The sequence below is a fragment of the Kribbella sp. NPDC049227 genome (genome assembly GCF_043197265.1).
Classification (GTDB): Bacteria; Actinomycetota; Actinomycetes; order Propionibacteriales; family Kribbellaceae; genus Kribbella.
Genome location: NZ_JBICST010000005.1, coordinates 179,981 through 205,203 on the forward strand (window position 1 = coordinate 179,981; position 25,223 = coordinate 205,203).

General features: G+C 68.7%; 29 protein-coding genes and 1 pseudogene. 20 read left to right on the forward strand and 10 right to left on the reverse strand.

The features are described 5' to 3' along the window. Positions 1-8: 8 nt before the first annotated feature. Complete coding sequence (gene prfB / locus ACGFH6_RS23035) at positions 9-1,130, forward strand: peptide chain release factor 2 (protein ID WP_393387209.1); 1,122 nt, start codon at positions 9-11, stop codon at positions 1,128-1,130. Beyond that, complete coding sequence (locus tag ACGFH6_RS23040; RefSeq protein WP_393387212.1) at positions 1,114-1,908, forward strand: pentapeptide repeat-containing protein; 795 nt, start codon at positions 1,114-1,116, stop codon at positions 1,906-1,908. The genes prfB and ACGFH6_RS23040 overlap by 17 nt, the downstream gene beginning before the upstream one ends. On the opposite strand, the gene ACGFH6_RS23045 is transcribed toward ACGFH6_RS23040, so the two are convergent. Then, the gene (locus tag ACGFH6_RS23045) at positions 1,865-3,319 is read right to left on the reverse strand and encodes an MFS transporter (RefSeq protein ID WP_393387215.1); all 1,455 of its coding nucleotides are present in this window, start codon (positions 3,317-3,319) and stop codon (positions 1,865-1,867) included. The two genes, ACGFH6_RS23040 and ACGFH6_RS23045, sit on opposite strands and share 44 nt — an antisense overlap. Positions 3,320-3,420: 101 nt before the next feature. On the opposite strand from ACGFH6_RS23045, the gene ACGFH6_RS23050 reads away from it, so the two are divergent. After that, positions 3,421-4,308: a helix-turn-helix transcriptional regulator gene (locus tag ACGFH6_RS23050; RefSeq protein ID WP_393387217.1), complete on the forward strand. Its 888-nt coding sequence runs from the start codon at positions 3,421-3,423 to the stop codon at positions 4,306-4,308. 35 nt (positions 4,309-4,343) lie between these two features. On the opposite strand, the gene ACGFH6_RS23055 is transcribed toward ACGFH6_RS23050, so the two are convergent. Beyond that, positions 4,344-5,252: a LysR family transcriptional regulator gene (locus ACGFH6_RS23055; RefSeq protein WP_393387220.1), complete on the reverse strand. Its 909-nt coding sequence runs from the start codon at positions 5,250-5,252 to the stop codon at positions 4,344-4,346. 73 nt (positions 5,253-5,325) lie between these two features. Between ACGFH6_RS23055 and ACGFH6_RS23060 the strand changes: the two genes are divergently transcribed. Genes ACGFH6_RS23060 through ACGFH6_RS23070 form a run of 3 tightly spaced genes read left to right on the forward strand, consistent with a single transcriptional unit; the run spans position 5,326 to position 7,614 of the window. Beyond that, on the forward strand, positions 5,326-6,231 hold the full coding sequence (locus ACGFH6_RS23060) for an EamA family transporter (RefSeq protein WP_393387223.1): 906 nt from the start codon (positions 5,326-5,328) through the stop codon (positions 6,229-6,231). A 23-nt stretch (positions 6,232-6,254) separates the two neighbouring features. Further along, positions 6,255-6,548: an antibiotic biosynthesis monooxygenase gene (locus ACGFH6_RS23065; protein WP_131519438.1), complete on the forward strand. Its 294-nt coding sequence runs from the start codon at positions 6,255-6,257 to the stop codon at positions 6,546-6,548. Between the two features lie 4 nt (positions 6,549-6,552). After that, complete coding sequence (locus tag ACGFH6_RS23070; RefSeq protein ID WP_393387227.1) at positions 6,553-7,614, forward strand: serpin family protein; 1,062 nt, start codon at positions 6,553-6,555, stop codon at positions 7,612-7,614. Here ACGFH6_RS23070 and ACGFH6_RS23075 read toward each other — a convergent pair. Then, positions 7,605-8,300: a TIGR03943 family putative permease subunit gene (locus tag ACGFH6_RS23075; protein ID WP_393387230.1), complete on the reverse strand. Its 696-nt coding sequence runs from the start codon at positions 8,298-8,300 to the stop codon at positions 7,605-7,607. The two genes, ACGFH6_RS23070 and ACGFH6_RS23075, sit on opposite strands and share 10 nt — an antisense overlap. Continuing rightward, positions 8,297-9,277 carry a permease gene (locus ACGFH6_RS23080; RefSeq protein WP_393387233.1) on the reverse strand — a complete coding sequence of 327 codons (981 nt, stop codon included), beginning with the start codon at positions 9,275-9,277 and terminating at the stop codon, positions 8,297-8,299. Before ACGFH6_RS23080 ends, ACGFH6_RS23075 begins: the two co-directional genes overlap by 4 nt. 81 nt (positions 9,278-9,358) lie before the next feature. Here ACGFH6_RS23080 and ACGFH6_RS23085 point away from each other — a divergent pair, with 81 nt between their 5' ends. Beyond that, positions 9,359-10,525 (forward strand): serpin family protein, encoded by a 1,167-nt coding sequence (locus ACGFH6_RS23085; protein WP_393387235.1) that lies wholly within the window; start codon positions 9,359-9,361, stop codon positions 10,523-10,525. Here the strand turns inward: ACGFH6_RS23085 and ACGFH6_RS23090 are convergent. Next, on the reverse strand, positions 10,506-11,054 hold the full coding sequence (locus ACGFH6_RS23090) for a TetR/AcrR family transcriptional regulator (RefSeq protein ID WP_393387237.1): 549 nt from the start codon (positions 11,052-11,054) through the stop codon (positions 10,506-10,508). The genes ACGFH6_RS23085 and ACGFH6_RS23090 overlap by 20 nt on opposite strands. Continuing rightward, entirely contained in the window at positions 11,051-11,470 is a 420-nt protein-coding gene (locus ACGFH6_RS23095; RefSeq protein ID WP_393387240.1) for an SRPBCC family protein, read from the reverse strand. Before ACGFH6_RS23095 ends, ACGFH6_RS23090 begins: the two co-directional genes overlap by 4 nt. A gap of 83 nt (positions 11,471-11,553) precedes the next feature. Here ACGFH6_RS23095 and ACGFH6_RS23100 point away from each other — a divergent pair, with 83 nt between their 5' ends. The 5 genes from ACGFH6_RS23100 to ACGFH6_RS23120 all read left to right on the forward strand — a co-directional run bounded on the left by ACGFH6_RS23100 (position 11,554) and on the right by ACGFH6_RS23120 (position 15,833). Further along, complete coding sequence (locus ACGFH6_RS23100; RefSeq protein ID WP_393387242.1) at positions 11,554-11,748, forward strand: hypothetical protein; 195 nt, start codon at positions 11,554-11,556, stop codon at positions 11,746-11,748. A 10-nt stretch (positions 11,749-11,758) separates the two neighbouring features. Beyond that, on the forward strand, positions 11,759-12,430 hold the full coding sequence (locus ACGFH6_RS23105) for a PhzF family phenazine biosynthesis protein (RefSeq protein ID WP_393388744.1): 672 nt from the start codon (positions 11,759-11,761) through the stop codon (positions 12,428-12,430). Between the two features lie 89 nt (positions 12,431-12,519). Then, complete coding sequence (locus ACGFH6_RS23110) at positions 12,520-13,362, forward strand: nitrilase-related carbon-nitrogen hydrolase (RefSeq protein ID WP_393387245.1); 843 nt, start codon at positions 12,520-12,522, stop codon at positions 13,360-13,362. Positions 13,363-13,417: 55 nt separating this feature from the next. Beyond that, positions 13,418-14,824, forward strand: coding sequence for a dihydropyrimidinase (hydA, locus tag ACGFH6_RS23115; RefSeq protein ID WP_393387248.1), 1,407 nt, complete (start codon positions 13,418-13,420; stop codon positions 14,822-14,824). Positions 14,825-14,840: 16 nt separating this feature from the next. Continuing rightward, positions 14,841-15,833 carry a TIGR03842 family LLM class F420-dependent oxidoreductase gene (locus ACGFH6_RS23120; RefSeq protein ID WP_393387251.1) on the forward strand — a complete coding sequence of 331 codons (993 nt, stop codon included), beginning with the start codon at positions 14,841-14,843 and terminating at the stop codon, positions 15,831-15,833. Here the strand turns inward: ACGFH6_RS23120 and ACGFH6_RS23125 are convergent. Then, positions 15,803-16,354 carry a winged helix-turn-helix transcriptional regulator gene (locus ACGFH6_RS23125; protein ID WP_393387254.1) on the reverse strand — a complete coding sequence of 184 codons (552 nt, stop codon included), beginning with the start codon at positions 16,352-16,354 and terminating at the stop codon, positions 15,803-15,805. The two genes, ACGFH6_RS23120 and ACGFH6_RS23125, sit on opposite strands and share 31 nt — an antisense overlap. A 29-nt stretch (positions 16,355-16,383) precedes the next feature. Here ACGFH6_RS23125 and ACGFH6_RS23130 point away from each other — a divergent pair, with 29 nt between their 5' ends. The 3 genes from ACGFH6_RS23130 (at position 16,384) to ACGFH6_RS23140 (ending at position 19,526) form a co-directional block, all read left to right on the forward strand. Continuing rightward, on the forward strand, positions 16,384-16,761 hold the full coding sequence (locus ACGFH6_RS23130; protein WP_131364590.1) for a VOC family protein: 378 nt from the start codon (positions 16,384-16,386) through the stop codon (positions 16,759-16,761). Next, complete coding sequence (locus tag ACGFH6_RS23135) at positions 16,758-17,096, forward strand: YciI family protein (protein WP_393387257.1); 339 nt, start codon at positions 16,758-16,760, stop codon at positions 17,094-17,096. Before ACGFH6_RS23130 ends, ACGFH6_RS23135 begins: the two co-directional genes overlap by 4 nt. A gap of 78 nt (positions 17,097-17,174) precedes the next feature. Further along, positions 17,175-19,526, forward strand: coding sequence for a hypothetical protein (locus ACGFH6_RS23140; RefSeq protein ID WP_393387260.1), 2,352 nt, complete (start codon positions 17,175-17,177; stop codon positions 19,524-19,526). Between the two features lie 44 nt (positions 19,527-19,570). On the opposite strand, the gene ACGFH6_RS23145 is transcribed toward ACGFH6_RS23140, so the two are convergent. Both ACGFH6_RS23145 and ACGFH6_RS23150 read right to left on the reverse strand, forming a co-directional pair. Next, a complete protein-coding gene (locus tag ACGFH6_RS23145; protein WP_393387262.1) occupies positions 19,571-19,984 on the reverse strand; it encodes a cytidine deaminase family protein in 414 nt (137 codons plus the stop codon). Positions 19,985-20,004: 20 nt separating this feature from the next. Next, positions 20,005-21,279, reverse strand: coding sequence for an ABC transporter substrate-binding protein (locus tag ACGFH6_RS23150; protein WP_393387264.1), 1,275 nt, complete (start codon positions 21,277-21,279; stop codon positions 20,005-20,007). Between the two features lie 168 nt (positions 21,280-21,447). On the opposite strand from ACGFH6_RS23150, the gene ACGFH6_RS23155 reads away from it, so the two are divergent. From ACGFH6_RS23155 to ACGFH6_RS23165, 3 genes and pseudogenes are all read left to right on the forward strand, one after another. Next, positions 21,448-21,657, forward strand: a complete 210-nt coding sequence (locus ACGFH6_RS23155) for a type II toxin-antitoxin system VapB family antitoxin (RefSeq protein WP_202867746.1) — start codon at positions 21,448-21,450, stop codon at positions 21,655-21,657. Beyond that, the gene (locus ACGFH6_RS23160) at positions 21,654-22,091 is read left to right on the forward strand and encodes a PIN domain-containing protein (RefSeq protein WP_393387268.1); all 438 of its coding nucleotides are present in this window, start codon (positions 21,654-21,656) and stop codon (positions 22,089-22,091) included. Before ACGFH6_RS23155 ends, ACGFH6_RS23160 begins: the two co-directional genes overlap by 4 nt. Positions 22,092-22,190: 99 nt before the next feature. Then, a pseudogene (locus ACGFH6_RS23165) lies at positions 22,191-23,327 on the forward strand (MFS transporter); the annotation flags it as partial. Positions 23,328-23,342: 15 nt separating this feature from the next. On the opposite strand, the gene ACGFH6_RS23170 reads toward ACGFH6_RS23165, so the two are convergent. Beyond that, positions 23,343-24,392, reverse strand: coding sequence for a carbohydrate kinase family protein (locus tag ACGFH6_RS23170; RefSeq protein WP_393387271.1), 1,050 nt, complete (start codon positions 24,390-24,392; stop codon positions 23,343-23,345). A gap of 127 nt (positions 24,393-24,519) precedes the next feature. Between ACGFH6_RS23170 and ACGFH6_RS23175 the strand changes: the two genes are divergently transcribed. After that, positions 24,520-24,900 (forward strand): hypothetical protein, encoded by a 381-nt coding sequence (locus ACGFH6_RS23175; protein ID WP_238163402.1) that lies wholly within the window; start codon positions 24,520-24,522, stop codon positions 24,898-24,900. Beyond that, a complete protein-coding gene (locus ACGFH6_RS23180; RefSeq protein ID WP_360445271.1) occupies positions 24,893-25,057 on the forward strand; it encodes a hypothetical protein in 165 nt (54 codons plus the stop codon). Before ACGFH6_RS23175 ends, ACGFH6_RS23180 begins: the two co-directional genes overlap by 8 nt. Positions 25,058-25,223 lie beyond the last annotated feature (166 nt).

Genomic DNA, 25,223 nt, shown 5'->3' on the forward strand with positions numbered 1-25,223 from the left:
GCTTGGTTGTGGCTGGACTGGATTTTGACGCGGAGCTCAAGCAGCTCGACGCGACGCTGACCTCGATCGAGAAGGTGCTCGATCTCGATGCGCTGCGCCGGGAGATCGCCGACCTCGGTGAGCAGGTCGCCGCGCCGGACCTGTGGGACGACCAGGCGAACGCGCAGAAGGTGACCTCGCGGCTGTCCAGCCTGCAGGCCGACGTGGAGCGGGTGACCGGGCTGCGCGGCCGCCTCGACGACCTCGGCGTGATGATCGAGCTCGGCCGGGAGGAGAACGACGCCGACAGCATCGCCGAGTCGGAGAAGGAGATCGGCTCGCTGAGCAAGGCGATCCAGTCCCTCGAGGTCCGCACGTTGCTGTCCGGTGAGTACGACGAGCGCGAGGCGCTGGTGACGATCCGGTCCGGCGCGGGCGGTGTGGACGCGGCCGACTTCGCCGAGATGCTGCAGCGGATGTACCTGCGCTGGGCCGAGCGGCACGGGTACGCCACCGAGGTCTACGACACGTCGTACGCCGAAGAGGCTGGGCTGAAGTCGACGACGTTCGGGGTCAAGGCGCCGTACGCGTACGGCACGCTGAGTGTGGAGTCGGGCACGCACCGGCTGGTGCGGATCTCGCCGTTCGACAACCAGGGCCGCCGGCAGACCTCGTTCGCCGCGGTCGAGGTGGTTCCGGTGCTGGAGCAGACCGACGAGATCGACGTTCCCGAAGAGGAACTGCGGATCGACGTGTACCGCTCGTCCGGCCCGGGTGGCCAGAGCGTCAACACCACTGACTCGGCGGTCCGGATCACGCACATCCCGACCGGCACAGTGGTCTCCTGCCAGAACGAGAAGTCGCAGCTGCAGAACAAGGCCAGCGCGATGGTGATCCTGAAGGCCAAGCTGCTGGCGCTGAAGAAGGCCGAGGAGCGGGCCCAGATCGACGCGTTGCGCGGCGACGTGCAGGGCTCGTGGGGTGACCAGATGCGGTCGTACGTGCTGCACCCGTACCAGATGGTGAAGGACCTGCGCACGCAGTACGAGTCCGGCAACACCTCCGGTGTCTTCGACGGTGAGATCGACGACTTCATCGAGGCCGGCATCCGCTGGCGCCGTACCGGCCAGACGGTTGCCGAACAGAACTGATCTTCGCGCCGACTGCGGCGGTTGCTTCGGTCTCTGCTGCGTCGCGCTGACGTTCAGCAAGTCGGCGGACTTCGCGATCGACAAGCCCGCAGGTGAGGCTTGTCCCAATCTGAGTGAAGACTTCCGCTGCACGATCCACAGCAAGCTACGGGCGAGCGGCTTCCAGGGCTGCACGGTCTACGACTGCTTCGGCGCCGGCCAGGAGATCTCCCGCCGGGCCGGCAAGAGCTGGCGCGAACAGCCAGGCCGGCAGATGTTCGCCGCGCTGCCCATCCTTCGTCAGCTGCACGAGCTGCTCTGGTATCTCACCGAAGCCCTTGAATACAAGGCGTTCGAGGCCGAGATCCGGGCGGCGATCGAGCGCGTCGAGCGGGTGGCCGGTACAGCGGACCTGACGAAGGTCGACGTGATCGCGGAACGGGCCGTGGTCAACGAGTTGCTCCTGAAGACCAGTCAGCTCCTGCGCGGCAAGCAGAGCAAGAAGAAGGAGCGCCGCGGCGCCGACCTGATGGGTAAGGGGCTCCGCGGCGCCGACCTCGCGAAGGCCAACCTGCGCGGTGCCTACCTGATCGGCGCCGACCTGCGCGACGCCGATCTCCGGCAGGCGGACCTCATCGGAGCGGATCTTCGCGACGCCGACCTGCGCGGCGCCGACCTGACCGGGGCGCTGTTCCTCACCCAGGCTCAGGTCAACGCCGCGCGTGGCGACAGTGCGACCAGGCTTCCGTCCGCGGTTACGCGCCCTTCGCACTGGGGCGCGAACCCAGCCGGTGCGTGACCGGCGTCATCAGCAGTGAGATGACGGTGATGCTCAGAGCCACCGCGGCGAGTGCCCCGCCCTGTCCCCACGACGTGCCTGCCAGCGCCAGGTACGCCGTACCGACGATGGCTGCGCCGAAGGCGAGGGTCGTCTGCTGGCTGGTGAGCAGGATGCCGCTCCCCAGTCCCGCCTGTGCCGGTGGGACCTGACCGACCACGACGCCGATGAGCGGCACCATGACCAGTCCGCTGCCGAAGCCGGCGATCAGCATCGGTACGGCGAGCGTCCAAGGCGTCACGTCCGGCCAGGCCATGAGGGTGATGGCGGCCAGTACGGCGTACCCGACGGCCTGGATGATCCAGCCGCGGAGGATGAGGCCGGCGCCGTACCGCTGCTGCAGCCGTGGTCCGTAGACCGAGGTGATCAGGAACCCGACTGCCATCGGCAACAGGCTCAGACCGCCTTCCAGCGGGGACATGTGGGCCTCGCCCTGCGTGGCGAGCGCGAAGACGAACATGAAGCCGCCGAACGTGGTGAAGAACGCGCTCGCGAGCAGCAGGCCGAGCCGCATCGCGCGGAGCCGCAGAACCGTCGGCGGGATCAGCGGAGCGCGACCTGACTGCTCAGACCTGTGCTGGTGTACGCCGAGCACTGCGACAGCCGGAATGACCGCGGCCAGGCAGAGCCACGTCCAGAGCGGCCAGCCGAGTGGGCGTCCTTCGGTGAGCGGCAGGAGCAGCAGTACGAGGGCCAGTGCGAGCAGAGCGGCGCCGACGAGGTCGACCCGATGGGCCTTCTCGGCCTTGGTCTCCGGGAGCAGACGGATCGCCGCGGCGACCGCCAGCACGCCGACCGGGACGTTGACGAGGAACACGGCCCGCCAGCCCAGCCCGAAGACGTCAGCCTCGACCAGCACGCCGCCGAGGATCTGGCCGAGCGCGGCCGCGGCGCCGCCGGCCACACCGAACATGGCCATCGCGCGGGCGCGGTGCTCGCCGGTGAGCAGGCTGGTGATCGACGCTAGGACCTGCGGTGTCATGGCAGCCGCCGCGGCGCCCTGGACGACACGAGCCGCGAGGAGTACGCCGATGGTCGGGGCGATCGCGCAGATCAGCGACAGCAGGGTGAATCCGGTCAGGCCGATCAGGAACAGGCGCTTGCGGCCGAAGCCGTCGCCGAGACGGCCGCCGACCACCAGCAAGGTGGCGTTGGCGATGCCGTAGCTGCCGACGACGAGTTGGAGCTCGCCGGAGGTCGCGTGCAGGTCCGAGCCGATCGCCGGCAGCGCGACGTTGATGATGAAGAAGGAGAGCATCGGCAGGAAGGCGCCGAAGAGGAGAGTGGTCAGTGCCACCGGGCCCAGCGGCGACGCGACGGCACGCGGCCGGGCGGAGACACCGGTGGCGGTGGCCTGGAGCTGGTCTGTCATGACTCCAGCCTGCGCGCGCTCGGAGCCTGGTGGTGAGAGCCTGGTTATCCTGGTATTGACACCACCTGGCACCAGTCTCCACTTCGCGCCATCATGGCCACATGACTACCCTGCCACTCACCACCGACAGAACTGCCGTCGACAAAGGCGAGCAGCGGCGGGAGCTGGGGGTCTTCCTGCGCAGCCGGCGGGAGCGGATCCAACCGGACGAGGTCGGGTTCGCACCGGGTGGCCGGCGCCGGACGCCGGGGTTGCGGCGGGAGGAAGTGGCGCTGCTGGCGGGGGTCGGCGTCACCTGGTACACGTGGCTCGAGCAGGGGCGGGACATCAACGTGTCGGCGCAGGTGCTGGAGGCGCTGGCGAACACGCTGCGGCTGGACCGGCAGGAACGCAATCATCTGTTCACGCTGGCCGGGCTCCAGGTGGGCCCGGCGCGCGGTGAGTGCGCGATCCTGCCCGCGTCCGTCCAGAGGACGCTCGACGCCGTCTCGCCGTACCCGGCTGTTGTGCTGAGTGCGCGCTACGACATCCTCGCGTTCAACGAGGCCTACTGCCGGGTGGTGCTGGACCTGCGGGAGATCCCGGTCGAGGAGCGCAACATGCTCTGGGTGACGTTCGTGTCGCGCGAGTGGCGGTGCACCTTCGCCGAGTCCGAGTCGATGAAGGTGCACATGGTGGCGGGATTCCGGGCCGCGATGGCCGACCACCTCGGAGAGCCGGCCTGGCAGGACCTGCTCCAGCGGCTGCTCGCGGGGTCGAAGCTGTTCACCGAGCTGTGGGAGCGATACGAGGTGGCCTCGCCGAGCAACCGGATCAAGGTGCTCGAGAACCCCGACGCCGGCATGCTGCGGATCGAACCGGTCAACCTGTGGCTGTCCCAGCTCGGCCAGTTCCGGGCGACCGTCTACACCGCCGCCGACGAGGACACCGAGAAGAAGCTCCGGGCCCTCGTCGGCTCCGGCCGAGGACAGTCGGCTGGCATCAGCTGACGGGAGTACCGGGGTTGGTCAGGGCCCGCGTTCGATCAGGCGGTGTCGCGGTCTGGCCAGGCGGACTCGAGTGTGGACAGGGCAACGGCGATCGCGGGCCGGCGGGAGGTGGTCGTCCGCCAGACGGCGTACAGGCGGCGGCTCGGGGCCGGCTGCAGCGGTACGACGACCACACCGTCGGGGAGTGTGCCACGGCCGAGCCGGGGGAGCAGGCCGATGCCGATGCCTCGGGCAAGCATCGCCAACTGGGTCTGGTACTCCGCGACCGAGTAGGCGATCTCGGGTTCGACGCCGGCCCGGCGCATCGTCCGGACCAGCCATTCGTGACAGATCGAGCCGGCCGGCTGGCAGATCCATCGCTCGCCGACCAGGTCCTCCGCCCGGACGGACTCCTTGCCGGCCAGGCGGTGCGCCGCCGGGACGAGGACGTCGGCCGGATCGGAGCCCAGCTTCACCCGGGACAGTCCCTCCGGCAGGCTGAGCGGAGTGTTCTGCCAGTCGTGCACCACCGCCACGTGGATCTCCCCGCGACTGACCGCGGCGACAGCCTCGAACGGATCCGTCTCGGTCACCCGCACATCCAGACCCGGGTTCTCGTCGATCAGCCGCGCCAGCGCCTGTGGCAGGAGGCCGCGCGCGGCGGTCGGGAACGCGGCGATCTTCAAGGTGCCGATGGCCTGTCCACGTTGCTCTTCCAGCGTCAGTTCAGCGTCCTCGACCAGTTCGAGGATGCGGGCGGCGGTCGACGCCAGCTGCCGGGCGGCGTCGGTGAGGACGATCCCTCGGCCTTGCCGCTCGATCAGCGTCGTCCGCGTCTCGCGCTCCAGTTTGGTCAGCTGCTGGGAAACCGCGGACGGCGTGTAGCCGAGCACCTCGGCCGCGCGGTTGACCGACCCGTACTGCGCGACGGCGTGCAGGGCGCGGAGCCGGCCGAGATCGATCATTCAGCACTCCTAAAGTGACGGCGGTAGCAATCGGTGCTGGTCCTTAAGTGTACGCCGATCCACACTGGAACGCATGAAACCTCGTGACCTGCTCCTCGCACTCGCGGTCGTCGTGGTCTGGGGCGTGAACTTCGTCGTCATCGAGGTCGGCCTCGAGGACTTCCCGCCCCTGCTCTTCTCCGCCTTGCGCTTCTTCTTCGCCGCCGTCCCGGCGATCTTCCTGCTCGGCCGTCCACCGGTGGCCTGGCGGTACGTCGTCGGGGTCGGTCTCGCACTCGGGGTGGTGAAGTTCGGGCTGCTGTTCACCGCCATGGATCATGGCGTCCCGGCCGGGTTGTCGTCGCTGGTGCTGCAGTGTCAGGTGATCTTCACGGTCCTGTTCGCGATCGCCGTACTGCGGGAGCGGCCACGCAAGGCGCAGGTGATCGGCATCGCCATCGCCTGCCTCGGGATGGTGCTGATCATGCTCGACCGCGGACTGGCCGCACCGCTCGGCGCACTGTCGTTGGTGATCGCGGCCGGTGCGTTCTGGGGCGTGTCCAACACCATCACCCGCTACGCCAAGCCGCAGGACACCTTGCGCTTCATGGTCTGGGTCAGCGCGGTCGCCGTCGTACCGCTGCTCATCCTGTCGCTCCTCACCGAAGGACCGCACACGGATCTCGAGGCCGTGCGCGGGATCGACCTGACCGGCATCGGGGCGATCGGCTACCTCGCCTTTGCCGCGACGCTGTTCGGATTCGGTGCCTGGGGCTACTTGTTGCGCCAGTACGACGCGAGCACCGTCGCACCCTTCTCTCTGTTGGTGCCGATCGTCGGCATGGCCGCGGCCTGGGTGTGGCGCGGTGAGGCGGTCGGCGTGCAGCAGGCGATCGCGGCGGTCCTGGTGATCGGTGGCATGGCATGCACCGTCGTACGACGCCGGCCTCGGACCACGGCGGACGCCGAGCGACCGGCGCTGGTGGAGCCCGTCGGCTGATCCGGTGTGAGAGGGTTGGCCGCATGGTGCTCGAAGTGGCGTTGTTCGATGTGATCGCCGGCCAGGAGGACGCGTTCGCGGCCGCCTATCTGGAAGCCCGCAAGCAACTCGAGAACGCGGAGGGCAGCCGGACCATTCGGATGTCGCGCGGTATCGAGACCTCGACGCGCTTCGTGCTCCAGGTCGAGTGGGACTCGCTCGAGGCGCACGAGGCGTTCCGGGCGAGCGAATCCTTCGGGGTCTGGCGCGGCCTGATCGGCCCGCATTTCGCGAATCCGCCGCACGTCGAGCACTTCACCGACGTCCAGGACAGTTGACCGGATGGATGCGCAGCAGGTCAGTCGCCTGACCGCTCGCTGGATCGAGAAGCTGCCCGGAGAGGGCAGCACGGTCGTCTCCGGGCTCGGCGTCCGGCCGTTGCTAGCGATCCTTGCCCAACTGGCCGTCGGGCCCGCGCGGGACGAACTCGTCGAGGCCGCCGGCGGACCGTACGACGGTCTGCTGCAGACCCCGGAGCTCCGGATGGCGCTCGGTCTATGGACGCGGCCGGAGGTCCCGCTGCAGCCGGGAGTCGACCGGTTCCTGCCGCCCGAGGTCCGCGGCACGTTGACCGACCAGGCGACGCTGGACGCGTGGGTGGTCGAGCAGACTGACGGGCTGCTGGAGCGGATGCCGATCCAGCTGACACCCGACGTGCTGCTCGTGCTCGCGTCCGCGTTGGCGTTGCGGATGAAGTGGGTGCTGCCCTTCAACGAGTATCCACGCGACGGACAACGGTGGCTGAGCCGGTCCGACGATGACCTCGACAGCGTGCGCGTGTACGAGAGTGCGGCCGGACCGTTGACGGTGGCAACGGTCGTCGGCACCGGGGACTTCGACGTACGGCTCGTTGTCGGTGAGGCGGGTCGTGGGCGGGGCGCTGTGCTGGCGGCCGCGCTCGAGCTGAGCGGCGACGGCGTCAGCGGGTCGGAGTTGCTGGCGGCTGAGGCGTCGGCGCCGGCTCTGGAAGTGATCGAGTCGATGTCGCCGGTGCCGTCGGTGCTGTTGTCGTTGCCGTACTTCGAGGTGGACGCCGAGCACGATCTGCTCGAGCATCCGGACGTGTTCGGGCTGACGTCGGCGATGGACTCCAGCCAGGGCCACTTCCCTGGCCTGAGCTCGCAGCCGTTGGCGATCGACCAGGCCAAGCAGGCCGTGATGGCTCGCTTCTCCGCTACCGGCTTCGAAGCGGCCGCCGTCACGACGATGGCGATGGCCGCCGGGTCCGCGCCGATGCCCGGCGCGAAGGCGTTGCTCGTGTCACTGGTGCAGCCGTTCGGGTTCATCGCCGTGCACCGGCCGACCGGCGTACCTGTCGTCGCCGGCTGGGTGAACTACTCGTAGGGATTGGCTGGGGCGGTCACGGGTTCGATCGTCTCGACGGTCAGCGCGGCGACATCTCCGTCGATCCGCTTGCTGGGCTCGGCCCACTGGCCGGTGACCGTGACCCACTGGTTCTTCGCCGGTGCCGCTTGGCCGCGCGCCTCGACCATGAACGCCGTACCGTCGGCGACGCAGCAGGTCAGGCCGATCCGGGTCACGTACCAGCTGCCGTTCTTGGCCGGCGTGACGAAGCCGGTCAGCTGGAAGGCGCGGCCCCGCATGCTCTCCTTCTCCCAGACCGCCCAGACGGCGTAGTCCCGGACGGCAAGCGCGACTGGGGCATCGCCCTCCGCATTGCTGCCAAGCCAGGAGTTGCTCTCGGGGTCAGCGGGCTTGGCCGCGACCGGGGACTGACGTTGCGCCGCGTCCGCGCCGAGGGCAGGCGGATCGACCACGAGCAGCGCGAAGATCGGGATCAGCAGCAACCAGGCGGCACGCGGCAAGCCGTGATGACCGTGCCCGTCGTCCTTCGTGCGGGAGCCGGCGAGGACGTCGGCGACCGCCAGTGCGATCAGGATGAGGCCCGCCGCGAGCAGCATCCAGCGCATGCCCGGCTTGACGTAGCGCAGATACGTGTTCGAGGTCGCGAGCTGGACCACCGCGGCCCCGACGAACACGACCACCAGACCGGCGACATTCCGCTTCACAGCAACCACCACCCGACGCCCAAGCTGGCGAGTACGGCGACCACGAACGTCGCCGGCGCGAACCGAACGGCAAAGCGGGGACCGAACGTCCCCGTCTGCAGCGCGATCAACTTCACGTCCACGATCGGCCCGACCACCATGAACGCGAGCCGCGCGGTCAGGCTGAACTGGGTCAGGCTGGCCGCCACGAACGCGTCCGCCTCCGAGCAGATCGCCAGCAGTACGGCGAGCAGCCCGAGGATCAGCACGGCCAGCACAAGACTGCCGGCCACCTGATCGAGCCAGCTGCGCGGAACCACCACGTTGAGCGTGGCCGCGGCCGCCGCTCCGATGACCAGGAACCCGCCGGCGTGCAGGAAGTCGTGCAACATCGCGGACCGGAAGACCTCGAACCGGCCGCCGTCCGCGTGCCGGTTCTTCGGCATCCGCAGCCACGAACCGCCCTTGCCGGTCAGCAACCACAACCAGCCCAGGATCATCGAGACCGCGAGCGAGGTCACCGCGCGGGCGACCACGACCTTTGGCTGACCGGGGAAGGCGACCGCGGTGGACGCGAGCACGACCGGGTTGATCGCCGGTGCGGACAGCAGAAAGGCGATCGCTGCGGCCGGAGTCACACCACGACTCATCAACGCGGCCGACACCGGCACCGACGCACACTCACAGCCGGGCAGTACGACGCCTGACGCGCTGGCGACCGGTACGGCGAGGGCCGGATGCTTGGGGAGTGCCTTCGCGAAGAACGACGCCGGAACGAAGGCGGTCAGCGCTGCGGACAGCAGGACGCCGAGGACGAGGAACGGCAACGCCTGGATCGTGACGCCGACGAACGTCGTCGCCCACGTTCGGATCCCGTCAGCGGTGAACACCCCGGTGAAGATCCGCCGCCCGAACAGTGCGAGCCCGACCAGCAGGACGAGCGTCGCCGTGAACGCGATCGAGGACCCGGACGCTTCCTTCTCGGCCGTGTCGGTCACCCGCCGCATCCTGACACAACCTCCGCCGGAAATGAAAACCAGTGTCGTTGTCAGGGAATATCGATGTGGCAGGGTGGAGGTATGGATGCCGACGTGGTGCGCGCAGTCAATGACCTCACCGCTCGCTGGGCCCGCACGCTTCCGGCGGGGAACACTGTCGTGTCCGGGCTCGGTCTGTGGCCGCTGCTCGCGATCCTGGCGACGGCCGCGGACGAACCAGGCCGGACCGAGTTGGCGCAGGCCGCCGGGATCGACGCGGCGGCGGGGTCCGGGGATGCCTTGGCGCTGGTGCACGCGATCGGGGAGTCGGCTGATCTGCATGCGGCGCTGGGCGTTTGGGTGCATGAGCAACTGAAGCTCGCGGAGACGTTCGACAGCGTCGTACCGGCGCCGCTGATGGGCACCCTCACCGGTCGGGCTGCCGTCGACAAGCCGAAGCTCGACGCCTGGGCCGCGGAGCACACCAACGACTTGATCCGCGAGATGCCGGTCGAGATCAACCCGGACGTCATGCTCGTTCTCGCGTCGGCGCTGTCGCTGCGCACCACCTGGGTTCGCCCGTTCACCGAGCAGATCAAGCGTGTCCAGGCCGGCCCGTGGGCGGGCGGCCGGTGGCATTGGCTGGAGCGCGTCGACAGCGACCTCGACGCCGTACGGCGGTACGACGACCTGACCGTGATCACGGTGCGCGGCGACGCGGATGTCGACGTACTGCTCGGGGTTGGATCGGGTTCGCAGGCAGACGTGCTCGCGGGCCTGCTCGGTGCCGCGGCCCGTCCGGCTGACGGCGTACCTGGGAGTGCGCTGATCGATCAGGGGGAGCCTGGTGCGGAGCTCGCTCCAGGGGTGAAGGTGGGGCAGACCACGGCGCCGCGGCCGGATCTGAAGCTGACGCTGCCGTCGTTCAACGTCGAGGCCGAGCACGACCTGCTGGAGTTGCGTGAGCTGTTCGGGTTGACCACGGTCACCTCGGATCCCGGGGTCCGAGGCCACTTCAGTGCGATCAGTCCGGTGCCGCTCGCCGTCGGGCAGGCGAAGCAGAAGGTGCTGGCGCGGTTCTTCGCGACCGGGTTCGAGGCCGCGGCCGTCACGTCGATGGCGATGGTCCGGGCCTCGATGCCGACCCGCCAGGCCCGCCGGCTCGAGGTCGCGCTGGACCAGCCGTTCGCGTTCACCGCGGTACTGCGGGAGTCGCGGCTGCCGATCGTTGCCGGCTGGGTCGCCACGCCTACAGAGCCGGGAGACTGAACAGCCGGTTCAGCAGCGCGGACGCCTCGTCGACCCCCACCTGGTCGCCGGTGAGGAGCAGGTCGAACAGCAGACCGCGAGACGCTGCCAGACCGAGCCGCGCGTACGCCGGTGCCTCGTCGGGCGGGATGCCCGCGCGGAGGCAGAGCTCGATCACCGGCGGAAGCCAGACGTTGATCAGGTCCGCCTTGAGTGCCTCGGTGTGCGGGCGATTCTGCATCGCATGAGCGCTCAGCTCGAAGAACAGCGGACCGTAGATCAGGGCTGCCTCGGTGACGCGGCGCCAGAACAGGTCGTTCTGCTCCTCCACCGGCAGGTCGGTCGCCAGCACCTCGGTCAGCAGGTCGCGCTGTTGCTGCTCGACGGTCCGGACCACTTCGGCGAGCAGCCCTTCGCGGGAACCGAAGTGGTAGATCAGCATCCGGTGGCTGGTGCCGATCGAGCCGGCAATGCTGCGCAGGCTGGCGTCGCCGATCCCGTTCTTCGCGAAGTACTCGACGGCGCCGGCCAGCAGGGATTGCCTACTCACGCCTGTTCGCTCACCTCTTTGAGCTTGATCGCCTCTGTCTCGACGTAGCTCTTGGTGAGGCGGGCGTAGAGCTTGCCGAACAGCCAGCCGATCGGGCCCTCGTGGATGATCGTCGCCGTCACCACCGTGCCCTCCGGCGTACCGACGACGCGGTGACCGCCGATCGTCCTGATGCCCGGAGCCTTCGAGACCCACTCGAAGTACTCGCCCTCCTTGAGGTCGGTCACCTCCCAGACCGCGACCGGAAGCTTCGGCTGCCGGATCCGGGTCTTGGCGCCGATGTGGATGCGGCCGGCGTCGAGCCGCTCGACCGAGTCGATGGTCGGCGTCCACTCGGGCCACCGCTCGACGTCGCTGTACACCTGCCAGACCCGCTCCTGCGGGGCCTGGACCGTGATGGAATGATCGAAGCGCATGTACCAAATGGTACATCAGGTCTTCGTCAGGCTTCGGCGGGCGTCTGCGGTGGCGTCACCCGCGCCAGGTAGGGTCTGGGGCCATGGCTGACCAGAACGTCCCGCAGAACGTCGACAACGAGCAGGACCCGGGCGCGAACACCCAGATGTTCCGCGCCTTCGTCAGAGAGGGCCAGGCCGAGGCCACCACCGAACCGAAGGTGAACGGCCGGGTGCTGGCTGTCGTCGGCGCCGCCGTGGTGCTGATCGCGGTCATCGCCGCGATCGCCGTCTTCTGAGTCCTTGACCGTGATCCCGGTCGACGTCGTCCGGGTCTTCACCGACCCCGACGGACGGTTCGGCAACCCGCTCGGCATCATCGACGGTGCCCTCGTGGCGCCCGCGGACAGGCTGCGGGTGGCCGCCGAGCTGGGCTACAGCGAGACCGTGTACGTCGACGACGCCGAGTCCGGCACGATCCGGATCTTCTCCGCCACGACCGAAATGCCCTTCGCCGGCCATCCGACCGTCGGTATCTCCTGGTGGCTCCACTCCCAGGGACACTCCGTAGAGACGTTGCGAGTGCCTGTCGGTGACATCGCCGTCACGCGTCAGGGCGATCTGTTCGCCGTACGAGCGGACACCACCTGGGGGAGCGACTGGGACTGGCAGGAACTCGAGTCCGCCGAGGAGGTCCTGGCCGCCGACCCAGCGTCGTACACCGCCGGTCACTCGTATCTCTGGGCCTGGCTGGACGAATCCCGCGGCGTGATCCGGGCTCGCGCCTTCGCACCCGCCATGGGCGTCCGGGAGGACGAGGCAACAGGCTCAGCCGTCACCCAACTGACCGCCCACCTGGGCCGAGACCTCCACATCATCCAGGGCGCGGGCTCCCACCTCTACACCACTCACCTCCCGCCCACCCACGCCACAGTCGCCGGGCGGGTCGTGGCCGAAGCCTCCCGCACCGTCACGATCTGAGCGCCCGTTCGGGCTGGGCTTTCCGCATCCGTTGACGGTTGTGGGGGCGCGGATGGAGCATGGGTGCTCGGCTAGTTGGGGAGGTTCTGGTGGCGGAGGTTGTCAGGGCTGGGTTGGTGCAGGCGTCGTGGACCGGTGACAAGGAGTCCATGATCAAGGCCCACGAGGAGTACGCGCGGCAGGCGGCTGCGGCCGGCGTGCGCGTGTTGTGCTTCCAGGAGTTGTTCTACGGGCCGTACTTCTGCCAGTTGCAGGATCCCAAGTTCTACGAGTACGCCGAGTCCGTGCCGGGGCCGACGACCGAGCGGTTCGCCGCGCTGGCCAAGGAACTCGGCATGGTCATGGTGCTGCCGGTCTACGAGCAGGAGCAGCCGGGGGTGCTGTACAACACCGCGGCCGTGATCGATGCCGACGGCAAATACCTGGGCAAGTACCGGAAGAACCACATTCCGCAGGTGAAGGGGTTCTGGGAGAAGTTCTACTTCCGGCCCGGGAACCTCGGCTATCCGATCTTCGACACCGCGGTCGGCCGGATCGGCGTGTACATCTGCTACGACCGGCACTTCCCGGAGGGCTGGCGCGCGCTCGGGCTGGCCGGGGCGAAGATCGTGTTCAACCCGTCCGCGACCAGCCGGGGACTGTCGGCGTACCTGTGGAAGCTGGAGCAGCCGGCCTCGGCGGTGGCCAACGAGTACTTCATCGGCGCGATCAACCGGGTCGGCATCGAGTCCGACTTCGGTGACAACGACTTCTACGGTACGTCGTACTTCGTCGACCCCGAGGGCAAGTTCGTCGGGGACGTCGGGCACGACCACGATCCGGAACTGATCGTCCGGGACCTGGACCTGAGCCTGCTGGACACGGTCCGCGACCGCTGGCAGTTCTACCGCGACCGCCGCCCCGACGCGTACGGCGACCTGACCAAACCGTAGACGAACCCAACCGAACCTTTTCAATCGTCGAACCGCTCAAAGGGGAGTGGCATAGATGTCTTTGCTGGTCAAGGGTGGGACCGTCGTCGGGCCGACCGGGACACAGGTGGCCGACGTCCTGGTCCAGGGCGAGAAGATCGTTGCCCTGCTGGATCCGTCGTTCAGCCAGTCGATCACTCCGGACGAGGTGATCGATGCCGCCGGCAAGTACGTGATCCCGGGCGGGATCGACGCGCACACGCACATGGAGCTCCCGTTCGGCGGTACGGCGGCCAGTGACACCTTCGACACCGGGACCCAGGCAGCGGCCTGGGGCGGGACCACGACGATCATCGACTTCGCCGTCCAGCGGACCGGTGAGGTCGTCCAGGACGGCCTGGCCGCCTGGCACGCGAAGGCCGACGGCAACTGTCACATCGACTATGCCTTCCACATGATCCTCGGCGGCGTCGACACCGACGCCCTGAAGGCGATGGACCAACTGGTCGCCGACGAGGGCATCACCAGTTTCAAGCTGTTCATGGCCTACCCCGGGGTCTTCTACTCCGACGACGGCCAGATCCTGCGGGCGATGCAGACCGCGCGGGAGAACGGCGCGATGATCATGATGCACGCGGAGAACGGCATCGCGATCGACGTACTCGTGCAGCAGGCACTGGCCCGCGGCGAGACCGACCCGATCTACCACGGCATCACCCGCCCGGCGGCGCTGGAGACCGAGGCGACGAGCCGTGCGATCGCGCTCGCCGAGGTGGCGAAGGACTGCCCGCTGTACATCGTCCACCTGTCCGCGAGCGGAGCCCTTGAGGCGGTCGCCACCGCCCGCGACGCCGGCCGGAACGTGTTCGCCGAAACCTGCCCGCAGTACCTGTACCTCACCCTCGAGGACCAGCTCGGCGCGCCCGGTTTCGAGGGCGCGAAGTGGGTCTGCTCGACCCCGCTGCGCAGCAAGCACGAGTCGCACGCGAAGGACCTCTGGAAAGGGTTGCGGAGCAACGATCTGGCGATCGTGTCGACCGACCACTGCCCGTTCTGCATGAAGGACCAGAAGGAGCTCGGCGTCGGCGACTTCTCCAAGATCCCGAACGGGATCGGCGGCGTCGAGCACCGGGTCGACCTGATCTACCAAGGTGTGGTGGACGGTCAGCTGTCGCTCGAGCGCTGGGTCGAGACGATCGCGACGACGCCGGCCCGGATGTTCGGGCTGTACCCGCAGAAGGGCATCGTCGCACCCGGCTCGGACGCCGACCTGGTCATCTACGACCCGAACGCGACGACCCGGATCAGCGTCGACACGCACCACATGAACATGGACTACTCGGCGTACGAAGGGGTCGAGATCCAGGGTCGGGTGGGCACCGTGATCTCGCGCGGCGAGGTGATCGTGGCCGACGGCAACTACCATGGCCGGAAGGGCCGGGGGAAGTTCCTGCGGCGCGGCCTGTCGTCGTACCTGCAGTAGAACAAGGGGGAAGACCGTGGACTTCGGAGTGGTGTTCCAGTGTGATCCGCCGGCGTCCGCGGTCGTGGAGCTGGCGCGCAAGGCGGAGGACGCGGGGTTCGGCTACGTCTGGACGTTCGACTCGCACCTGCTCTGGCAGGAGCCGTTCGTCATCTACAGCCAGATCCTGGCCGCGACGCAGCGGGTGATCGTCGGCCCGATGGTGACCAACCCGGGCACCCGGGACTGGACCGTGATCGCGTCCCAGTTCGCCACGCTGAACGAGATGTTCGGCAACCGGACGATCTGCGGGATCGGCCGCGGCGACTCCGCCCTGCGCACGCTCGGCGCGAAGCCCGGCACGATCGACCAGATGAAGGAGTGCGTCCGGGTGGTCCGCGCGCTGGCCCGCGGCGAGACGGTCGAGTATCGCGGTCAGCAACTGAAGTTCGCCTGGGTCGACAAGGGCGCCCTGGACGTCTGGGTCGCGGCGTACGGTCCGAAAGCACTGGCCGCGACCGGTCAGGTCGGCGACGGCTACATCCTGCAGCTCGCCGACCCCGACATCGCGGAGTGGATGATCACGGCAGTACGACGTTCTGCCGAGGAGGCCGGCCGTGATCCGGCGGCCATCAAGTTCTGCGTCGCGGCACCGGCGTACGTCGGGGACGACCTGCAGCACCAGCGCGAACAGACCCGCTGGTTCGGCGGGATGGTCGGCAACCATGTGGCCGACATCGTCGGCCGCTACGGTACGTCGGGCGCGGTGCCGAAGGCGCTGACCGACTACATCGAGGGCCGGAAGGGCTACGACTACGCCGAGCACGGGCGGGCCGGCAACACCCACACCGCCTTCGTCCCGGACGAGGTGGTCGATCGCTTCTGCATCCTCGGCCCGGTCGAGCACCACATCGCCCGGCTGACCGAGCTGAAGGCGCTCGGCGTCGACCAGTTCGCGGTATACCTGCAGCACGACGGGAAGGAAGAGACGCTCGCGGCCTACGGCAAGGACGTCATCCCGGCGTTCTGAAGCCGATCCGCCGCCCGCGCCAGGCGTCGGCCGGTGCCGGTCGCACCGTACAGCGTCGCGGGCGGGTAGTCGGTCGTGACGGTCCTGTCGACGAGGCCCGCGGTCGCGAGGTCCTTGAGGGCCAGGGCGAGGGCGCGGTTCGACATGCCGGGGAGAGCTGCGCCCAGTTCGGAGTACCGGCGCTCCTGGTTGAGCACGGCCAGGATCGGCAGCGACCACTTCCGCAGGCCGACGTCCGCCAGGTCGAGCTCTACGAGCAGATCGGTCAGCGCGACGGACGGTTCGCCGAGCCGCTCGCCCTCGATCGTGAGGAGGTACTCCGGCCGCAGCGGGTGCCCGTGACCCGGGTTGCGCTCGATCAGGCCCGTGTCCGTGAGGAAGGCGAGCGTACGGCGCAGCGACTCCCGGCTGATGCCGAGCGTGTGGGTGAGGTTCACGAAGCGGCCGCCCTGCCCGCGATGCAGCTCGGCGAGCACCGGAACGGCCCAGCGGTAGTGCACCAGGCGGGAGAGCGTTGACACGAAAGTAAGCCTAGTATAAAAACAGGACTATGAGCGGGATCGAGTACGACGGGCGCGCGGTGTGCGCCCTGGACGTTGTCGACCTGGAGCGGTCGCTGCGCTGGTACGAGCAGGCGCTGGGCTTCGAGGTCGTGCACCGGCTGGACGCCTGGGGGTGGGCCGAGCTGAGTACGCCGCTGCCGGGGATCTCGATCGGGATCGGGCAGGTCGAGGACCCGAAGACCGACGGCGGGGTCGTCGTCACCTTCGGCGTACGGGACATCGACAAGGCGCGGGAGCACCTCGAATCGCACGGGACGCGCTTCGACGGCGAGACGCGGCTGGTCGCTGACGAGGTTCGCCTCGCCACCTTCTACGACCCTGACGGCAACACCTTCATGCTCTCCGAGCGGGTGGTGCAGGCATGAGTACGCCGCCGCGGCCCGGGATGGAGAGCCTCACGCTCGTCCTGCTCCGGCGTCCCGCAGACCCGCCGGCGCTGCCCGAGGACGAGCTGGACCGGATCCAGCAGGAGCATCTCGCCTTCCTCGACGCGCGTCGCCAGGAGGGCGTGATGGGTGCTGCCGGCCCCTTCCGCGATCACGACGACGAGACCCTGCGGGGGCTGTGCCTCTACCGCGTCGGCATCGAGGAGGCGCGCCGTCACGCGGCCGAGGATCCCGCCGTCCGCGCCGGCATCCTGACCGCCGAGGCCATCACCTGGTGGTTCCGCGAGGGCGAGGTCCGGCTGAATCCCAGCTGAGCGTGCCGTGGGCTGTAATGATCGGGGCGCTTCGGACAGAAGCTGGGTATGAGAGCTTTCCGCCGATCACTCATGCCGATGGCTGTGACGTTACTGGTCACAGCCATCGGTCTGTCCTCCCCATCCGCTGCCGCGCCGCCTCCGGCCGCCCAGCCGGCCGGGCTCGATCGCACCGTCACCCTGATCACGGGTGACCGGGTGCAGACGTCCCCGGATCTGCGCCAGGTCCGGTTCGTCCCCGGCCCGGGCCGCCGGAACGTGCGTTTCTCGATCCACCGGACCCCCGGCGCCGTCTTCGTCGTACCGTCCGACGCCGGCCGATTGATCGCCGACGACCGGCTCGACCGGCGGCTGTTCGACCTGCGCCAGATGCTCAGCTACGACGACGGCCTTCCGCTGGTCGTCACGTCCTCCGGACCGGCGTCGGTCCGGGTCTCGAAGGCCAAGGCCGCCGACCTGTACGGCGAACTGGCCGGCACTCACCCGTCCGCGGCGCCCGTCGGCAAGATCTGGCTCGACGATCGACGCACCGCGCCGCCCGCAGTCTCATCCGGGCCCGGCGTCAAGTCGCAGGTGGTGCCGAGCACCGAGGCGATCGAGTACGACGAGCAGCGCTGGCCGCACACCGACGACAAGCCGCAGGACAAGACCGTCACCTACACCAACGACGGTGAGCAGCCGGTCCAGCTCGAGCTCGAGGCCGTACTGACGGCGCCCGACGGCGAACCGGCGCCCGCGTCCGCGGTGCGTCTCAGCACGTCGTCGCTGGCCGTTCCGGCCCACGGCACCGCTCAGGTCGTCGTCACTTCGAACACCAACCACGCCGGGCCCGACGGGCGGTACACCGGCCGGCTGACGGCCCGACTCGCCTCCGGCGACACACTCACCACGACTCTCGCCGTACAGCGTGAGGTGGAGAGCTACGACCTGACCGTCCGTCACCTCGACCGGACCGGCGCGGAGACGTCGGACTACTACGACTTCCTCGTGGATCGTGACGCGACCGAGGAGCGCGACGGCTCCCAGCTCTTCCTGCGGGGTGACGGCAGCGAGTACCAGTTGCGCGTTCCCAAGGGCCGCTACCTGCTGGAGTCCTGGTTCGGCACCGAGGCCGACCGCAAGGAATCGACCGACCTGGTCATGCCGCAGCTCGACATGACGACAGATCGGACGATCACCCTCGATGCCAGGCAGGCGAAGCCGGTGAAGATCTCGGTCCCCGACCAGCGGGCCGGCAACGACTTCACCTTCGCTTCCTACGAGTTGGTGACGCCGCTGTTCAACTACGGCGGCGGGGTCGGTGGCTTCGATGATCCGGTCCTGTTCACCGGCCAGGTGGGTGCTTCGGTGCCTGGCCTGACCAGCAACATCCACAGCGAGTTCGCCGTCGGCGCGCCCGGTCCGGAGGGTGGGTACACCGACAGCCCGGTGCTGTACCAGTTGCACTGGGGGAAGCTCGACGGCGTCTTCGACGGATTCACCAAGGCCGTTCGAGACAGCGAGCTGGCGACGCTGCGGCCGACGATCACCGCCGGCACCGGACAGGCGACGGCAGTGTGGTCGGCCCTGCGGGTGTCGCCCAGAGTCGGCATCGACTTTCTCGAGGCCTACAAGTACACCAAGCTCCCCGCCACTCCGACCGTCCGGACGACCGTGGCCGACGACTTCCGTTGGCAGCCCCGGGTGCAGTATCAGAACGACGACTCTCGGTCCGGATTCACGCAGTCCGCTGTCACCTGCCGGGCCGGCCAGACGTGTGCCAGTCAGTGGGGCGACACTGTCGTGACGCCGGTCGTTGCCGACGCCCGCCTGCTGGAGTTCCAGTCCCTCGACGCCGTGAACCAGACCGACCTCTCCCGGGCGGGTGACGTCTTCACGCTGTCCGCGGCGGGTGCCGATGGGTCCGGACATATCGCGAGCAGGACCGGGATCTTCACGGTGGGCCCCGACGGAGGCACCGGCGTCAAGGTGCCGAACGACGGGACCGCGACGGTCGGCGTCTCGCCGGGCGAGGCGGCGTACAGGCTGGATCTGGTGACGGTGGGGTCGCCGCTCGGAGTGTCCACCAGGACCATCAGCTCGTGGCGATTCACATCAGGTACGACGGCCACCAGGACCGCTCTGCCACTGTGGACGGTCAGCTACCGGCCAGCTGTCGAGACCGGTGCGACACACTTGCTGCCCTTCGAGCTCAAACCGTTGCTCGGAGCAAAGGTCGGCCCGCTGACGACTGTCGGTTTGCAGACGTCGACCGACGATGGCAAGACCTGGCAGCCCGCCAAGGTCCACCGAACCGTCCTCAATCGGTACGTCGCCGTGGTGACCACCCCAGCCGGCGCAGAGTCGGTGTCGGTGCGAACCACCGCTGCCGACCGTGACGGCAACACGGTCGACCAGCAGATCGACCAGGCCTACAAGCTGGGTCGCTGATCCCGTTCCGGATGGCTCCGGCGCTCGGAGCCATCCGGCGTGGATCAGGGGTTCGGTGTCCAGCGGTAGGCGCCTGGCAGCAGGTCGGTGGCCAGGACCGAGCCGACGCCGTCGCCGGTCGGCAGGATGACGCGGATGGCCGGGTGGTAGTCGACCAGGACCTGCCGGTCGCGGCCGCACGGGCCGACCACGCCGCGGCCTTCGTTGCCTACGGCCACGATCGTGGTGAGCTCGCGCGCGCCTTCGGCCCGGGCTCGGCCGAGTGCCACCAGCTCGGCGCACGGCCCGCCGGTGAAGTGGTACAGGTTGATGCCGGCGTACATCCGTCCGTCCACACCGCGCACCGCGGCGCCCATCGTGTAGACGCCGTCCGGTCCGTCGGTGTTCGCGTCCACGGTCCGGCGGGCCAGTTCGATGAGCTCGCGGTCGTCGTCGGTGAGTGGGTGCACGGTGATCATGCACCCACTCTGCCATCCGGTCAGTGAGTGATGCGCTGGAGTTCCGCGTTCACCACGGCCTTGACCGCCTTGATCTCGGTGGCCGGATCGGATCCGCTGCGGATGATCCGGTTGAGCGCGTCGGAGTACGCCGAACTGGACTTGGGCGACCACAGGATCGGGGTCTGGGCGTGGCCGTACTCGTTGACGAACGTGACCGCGTCAGCGGCCGGGCCGGACTTCAGCTTCTCCGCCTTCGCGGCCAGGCTCTTGCGGGCCGGGATGTGGAAACCGTACGACTGGGCGAAGTCGAGCTGCTTGTCGGTCTGGCCGACCCACAGCCACTGGACGAACTTCTTCGCCGCGTCGACGTTCTTCGACTTCGCGTTGACGCAGGACCCGTACGCGCCGACCGGGACGCTCGGCTTGCCCGTGGTCGCGTTCAGCTTCGGCCACGGCAGTACGCCGTAGTCGTCCGGGAACGCCTTCTCGATCACCGGCAACGTCCACAGGCCGGTGAACTGCATCGCGGTGAGGCCCTGGGTGAACGCGGACGGGTCGGACCAGTCGGTCGGTGCCCCGAGCAACAGAGTCTTCGAGGTGAACAACTCGCGCAGCTTGCGCAGCGACTCGGCCGCGGCCGGCTCGTCGAAGCCGAACTGGTTGTCGTCGGTCAGGTAGTCCAGACCGGCCGACCAGAGCGCCGGTCCGCCGAGCACGCCGACGCCGCCGTCGTTGCCGACGAACAGGCCCTTCACCTTGTCCGTGGTCAGCGTCTTCGCGGCCGCGAGCAGCTCGTCGACCGTCTGCGGCGGCTGAACGCCGGCCGCGCTGAGCAGGCTCTTGCGGTAGACGAGCAGCTGCATGTCGGTGACCTGCGGGATCGCGTAAAGCTTGTCCTGGTAGGACATCCGGGCGACCAGGGACGGCGTGAAGTCGTCCCTGGTGTCGCCGAGCAGGTCGGTCAGCTCGACCACCTGACCGGCCTTGATCATGTCGATCGTCGGACCGTTGACGTACTCGAAGACGTCCGGGCCCTGGTCGGTCAGCAACGCGGTTGCGGTCTTCTTGTCGTAGTCGCCCGGCGACCACTGGACGCCGACCGTCGCGTCCGGGTACTCCTTCGCGTACTTCTCGACCGCCTGCTGGGTCCCGGCCTCACCGTACTGGTGATACCACTGCGCCAACGCCGGCTTCGACCCGCCAGACCCCGTCTCCGGCCGCCCCGAGTTGGACCCACACCCAGCCACCGCCAAGGCCGCCAACCCACCACCCGCCACCAGCACCCGCCGCCTACCGATCCCAGCACCCACCATCGAACATCCTCCATCCGCGCAGTCCCACAGCCCACGCACCACCCAAGACCCTATGGCCGGGTCGGGTCGGAGACGGGCGATTCCGCCTGGCAAGCAGTGGCAACGATCTGATGACTTTGCGAGCCGGAGGATATCCAGGTATATATACGAGAACATACCGTCGTATATATGAAGACGATGATCGATCTGGACGACGAGGCGTTGGCGCTGGCCGCGAAGGAGCTGGGGACAGTGACGAAGAAGGACACGGTCAACGCGGCACTGGAGTTCGTGGCCAGACGGCGCGAACGGATCGAGGCGCTCCTGGACGACCCGTTCGCGCTCGGTGCCGGGCCGGACATCGACGACCCCGACATCATGCGCGAGGCGCGTCGTTGAGCACGGTCGCGTCGGTCGGCAAGCTCTACCTGATCGACACGTCGGCGCAGGCGCGGGCCCGCCATCCGGCGGTGCGATCGATCATCGCCGGGCTGATCGTCGACCGTGCCGCGGCGACCTGTGTCACCGTCGATCTCGAAGCCGGCTATTCGGGACGTGACCACACCGGCGTGAAGACGATCGGCGAGCGCCGGCGATCGCTGTACGTCAATCTGCCGATCAGCGAGGCGATCGCCGAGCGTGCCCGCGAGGTGCAGGTCCGGATGGCTGCCCGCGGCCATCACCGAGCCGCTGGGGTGATCGACCTCCTGACCGCGGCCGTCGCCGAGCAGCACGGCGCCGTCATCCTGCACTACGACGCCGACTTCGAACACATCTCGGCCGTCACGGGCCAGCCCCACCTCTGGGTGTCCCCGCGTGGAACGCTCGACTGAGGTACGCTCGCCGCATGTTTTCTTCTCGTGACTAGAGAGGGTTCCTGCGCTGGTTGGCGTGGTTGAGCCCGGTTTGTTCGGATCTCTAGGAGCGAATTCATGTCCGGCACTTCTCGTGCCGGGGGCTACCGTGATGTTGTCTTGCTGCCGTTGGCGTTGCGCACGTTCGTGCCGGCGTTGTTCGGGCGGTTGGCGTACGGTCTGCTCCCGTTGTCCTTGCTGTTCACTGTCCAGCACTCCACCGAGTCGTTCGCGACCGCCGGGACGGCCGTCGCGTTGTTCGGCCTCGCATCGTTGTCGATGCCCTACAAAGCCCGTCTCGTCGACCGTTTCAGCCAGCGTCGCGTCCTTCCGCTGCTGGCAGCCGGCTCATCCGTCACTCTCGTCGCATCGACTCGTACGGCGGACAGCGTCGTACTGCTGCTGGTCGGTACGGCGGGACTCCTCGCACCACCGTTGGGACCATCGATGCGGTCGAACTGGCGGCTGCTCACCGACGGCTCGGACCTGAAGGAACGGGCCTACGCGCTGGACGCCGTCTGCGAGGAATCGCTGTATCTGGGCGGTCCGCTGCTCGCCGGCGTACTGATCAGCGTCGCATCGGCCCGGTCGGCGCTCACCTGTTGCGCCGTCCTCATGCTCGCCGGGACCGTCCTGATGGTCACGAGCCCGGTCACGACCCACACGACCGCGGCGCCGCCGAACCGCCACCCGTTGGGGCCGCTCACGATCCGGCCGCTGCGGCGGATCCTGCTCGTGATCATGGTCACCGCGTCCGGCGTCAGCATCGCCTACCTCTGCGTGGCCGGCGTGGCTCAACGGGCCGGCAACCCCGGCGCGGCCGGGTACGTCGAGGCCGGCATTGGTCTCGGCAGCGTCGTCGGCGGACTCCTCTGGGCGCGCCGGAAACACACGAGGTCCTGGCCGATTCACCTTGCCGGCCTGATCGGCGTACTTGCCATCGGACTGTCGGCTGCGTCGCTTGCACCCAACCTCGTCGTCCTCGGGGTCGTGATGGCGGTCGCCGGGCTCGCTGTGGCTCCACTGTTCGTGGTCGCCTACCTGGCGGCGGACGACGTCACCCCGCCGCACCAGCGCACCGAGGCGAGCACCTGGATCAACACGGCCAACAATCTCGGCAGCTCGGCCGGCTCGGTGCTTGCCGGGCTGGCGATCGACCGGGCGTCGCCGACCCAGGGATTCCTGGCCGGCGGCGTACTGCTGGCCGTCGTCTCCGCGACGGTCTGGCGGTCAGGCGTCGGACAGGCGGGCGATGGTGGCCGACGCCCGGCGGACGATCGGGACCGGGCCCTCGGGGAGGACGTCGCCGATGAAGGTGTAGTGCTTCAGGATGTCCGGGTCGACGCCTCCGGGACGGTGCCGGCTGTGGTCGCGGACCCAGTCGATGATGTCGCCCCACCCGGGGGCCGCGAGCGATCCGCCGAAGTGCTGGACGGACAAGCCCGCGCACAGGTTGCCGAAGGCGAGGCGGTGGGCCAGCGGCCAGCCGCGGAGGGTGCCGAGGACCAGTGACGCCAGGAAGACGTCGCCCGCACCGGTCGGGTCGTAGGACCGGACCGGCAGCGCGGGGACCTGCTCCTCCTCGCCCGTGGCGGAGTCGATCGCGAGTACGCCGTCCGCACCGTTGGTGACCACCGCGAGCGGAACTCGATCGGCCAACTTGTGCAGCGCGGCCTTCGGCGTGTCGGTGCGGGTGTAGGCCATCGCCTCGCCCGCGTTCGGCGTGAACGCGTGGAAACCCTCCAGTACGTCGAGCACGGCAGGGGACCACTCGTCGGTCGGGTCCCAGCCGACGTCGCCGAACAGGAGCGCTCCGGACTCTCGCGCCTCGACGGTCCAGCCGGGCAGCTCGTCGGCGACCGGCACGATCGCGGACCGGGTGTTCAGGCCGGGGCCGACCAGTTTGCTCGGGTCGCCCGGGGCCTCGTGGGCGTGGGTGACCATCGCACGGTCCCGGTCGATCGACATCGAGACGGTGACCGGGGAATGCCAGTGGCCGATCCGGCGGGAGTGGGACAGATCCACGCCCTCTTGGTCGGCCAGTGTCCGCCAGCAGAAGTCGGCGTACACGTCGTCGCCGAAGACGGCCGCGAGACCGCTCTTCAGGCCGAGGCGGGCGGCCGCGATGGCGAAGTTCGCCACCCCGCCCGGGCAGGAGCCCATCCCCTCGGCGAAGATCTCGGTCCCGGTGGTCGGTGCGGACTCCAGGCCGGTCAGCACGATGTCGAGGAACACCGTGCCTTGCACGAACACGTCGTACGCGTCGGGTTCGTTGGTCACGGTGACACTGCTCCTTGTCATTCTTGGTCGTTGGTTGTCGGTGCCGGGTGGAATGCTCCTTCGTAGCATCATCGACCGGTCATCACCACGGGTTTGGGAGGACGTTTGTGAGTGGCGGGGCGTGTCCATGATTCCGACCTGGATCTCGGTCGTGGGTGTGGTGATGACCGTGCTGAGCCCGCTGCTGGCGCTCGGCGGTGTGTTCCTGGGCTCGTACCTGACCCGGAAGTCGGATCGTGAGCTCGATGTCTGGCGGCACCGCGAGGAGACGATGCGGATGGTCCGGTGGGCGGTCGAGCAGATCCTCGAGGGCGACGAGGCGGGGACAGATGCCGGAGTCGTGACACTGCGTTCACTGATGCGATCGGAACTGTTACAGGCCGAGGACTACGACCTGGTCGCCGCGCTGACCGCCTCCGTTGCGATCGACCGGGTCGGCCCGGCCGCGTACGCTGATATTGCGGACGCTGATATCGAGGTCGTCGAGGGAGACGAGGAGCATGGCTGAGAAGAAGACCGTCAGGGTCTCCCGTCAGGCCGTCGAGTTGGCCCGCCTGCACGTGGAGGCCGCGCGCAGGGCCGGCCGGAAACCCGAACCGGGAGTGGCCCGCATCGCGGGTGCCCGCCCCGACAACGGCAACGGCGCGTCACCGGCCCCCGCCTGAGCGTTCGGTACGGCGCTGGTCCGCCGCAGTACAACGATTGACGTCGTACACCGTCTATCGGACGCACCCGTTCGGAGCGGCACGCCTGGTCGGCGGCACGCCCGGAACCACCTACACTGATCGACGGCCGCTCCGGTGGCGTACGGTGCCTTGGTGGTTACCGTTG

Coding starts and splice junctions, on each gene's coding strand:
- ACGFH6_RS23150 (WP_393387264.1), bottom strand. CDS start 21,279: ATGGTGGGTGCTGGGATCGGTAGGCGGCGGGTGCTGGTGGCGGGTGGT.
- ACGFH6_RS23085 (WP_393387235.1), top strand. CDS start 9,359: ATGGATGCCGACGTGGTGCGCGCAGTCAATGACCTCACCGCTCGCTGG.
- ACGFH6_RS23100 (WP_393387242.1), top strand. CDS start 11,554: ATGGCTGACCAGAACGTCCCGCAGAACGTCGACAACGAGCAGGACCCG.
- ACGFH6_RS23140 (WP_393387260.1), top strand. CDS start 17,175: ATGGCTGTGACGTTACTGGTCACAGCCATCGGTCTGTCCTCCCCATCC.
- ACGFH6_RS23055 (WP_393387220.1), bottom strand. CDS start 5,252: ATGATCGATCTCGGCCGGCTCCGCGCCCTGCACGCCGTCGCGCAGTAC.
- ACGFH6_RS23175 (WP_238163402.1), top strand. CDS start 24,520: ATGATTCCGACCTGGATCTCGGTCGTGGGTGTGGTGATGACCGTGCTG.
- ACGFH6_RS23130 (WP_131364590.1), top strand. CDS start 16,384: ATGAGCGGGATCGAGTACGACGGGCGCGCGGTGTGCGCCCTGGACGTT.
- ACGFH6_RS23070 (WP_393387227.1), top strand. CDS start 6,553: ATGGATGCGCAGCAGGTCAGTCGCCTGACCGCTCGCTGGATCGAGAAG.
- ACGFH6_RS23045 (WP_393387215.1), bottom strand. CDS start 3,319: ATGACAGACCAGCTCCAGGCCACCGCCACCGGTGTCTCCGCCCGGCCG.
- ACGFH6_RS23060 (WP_393387223.1), top strand. CDS start 5,326: ATGAAACCTCGTGACCTGCTCCTCGCACTCGCGGTCGTCGTGGTCTGG.
- ACGFH6_RS23065 (WP_131519438.1), top strand. CDS start 6,255: ATGGTGCTCGAAGTGGCGTTGTTCGATGTGATCGCCGGCCAGGAGGAC.
- ACGFH6_RS23145 (WP_393387262.1), bottom strand. CDS start 19,984: ATGATCACCGTGCACCCACTCACCGACGACGACCGCGAGCTCATCGAA.
- ACGFH6_RS23155 (WP_202867746.1), top strand. CDS start 21,448: ATGAAGACGATGATCGATCTGGACGACGAGGCGTTGGCGCTGGCCGCG.
- ACGFH6_RS23050 (WP_393387217.1), top strand. CDS start 3,421: ATGACTACCCTGCCACTCACCACCGACAGAACTGCCGTCGACAAAGGC.
- ACGFH6_RS23135 (WP_393387257.1), top strand. CDS start 16,758: ATGAGTACGCCGCCGCGGCCCGGGATGGAGAGCCTCACGCTCGTCCTG.
- hydA (WP_393387248.1), top strand. CDS start 13,418: ATGTCTTTGCTGGTCAAGGGTGGGACCGTCGTCGGGCCGACCGGGACA.
- ACGFH6_RS23095 (WP_393387240.1), bottom strand. CDS start 11,470: ATGCGCTTCGATCATTCCATCACGGTCCAGGCCCCGCAGGAGCGGGTC.
- ACGFH6_RS23180 (WP_360445271.1), top strand. CDS start 24,893: ATGGCTGAGAAGAAGACCGTCAGGGTCTCCCGTCAGGCCGTCGAGTTG.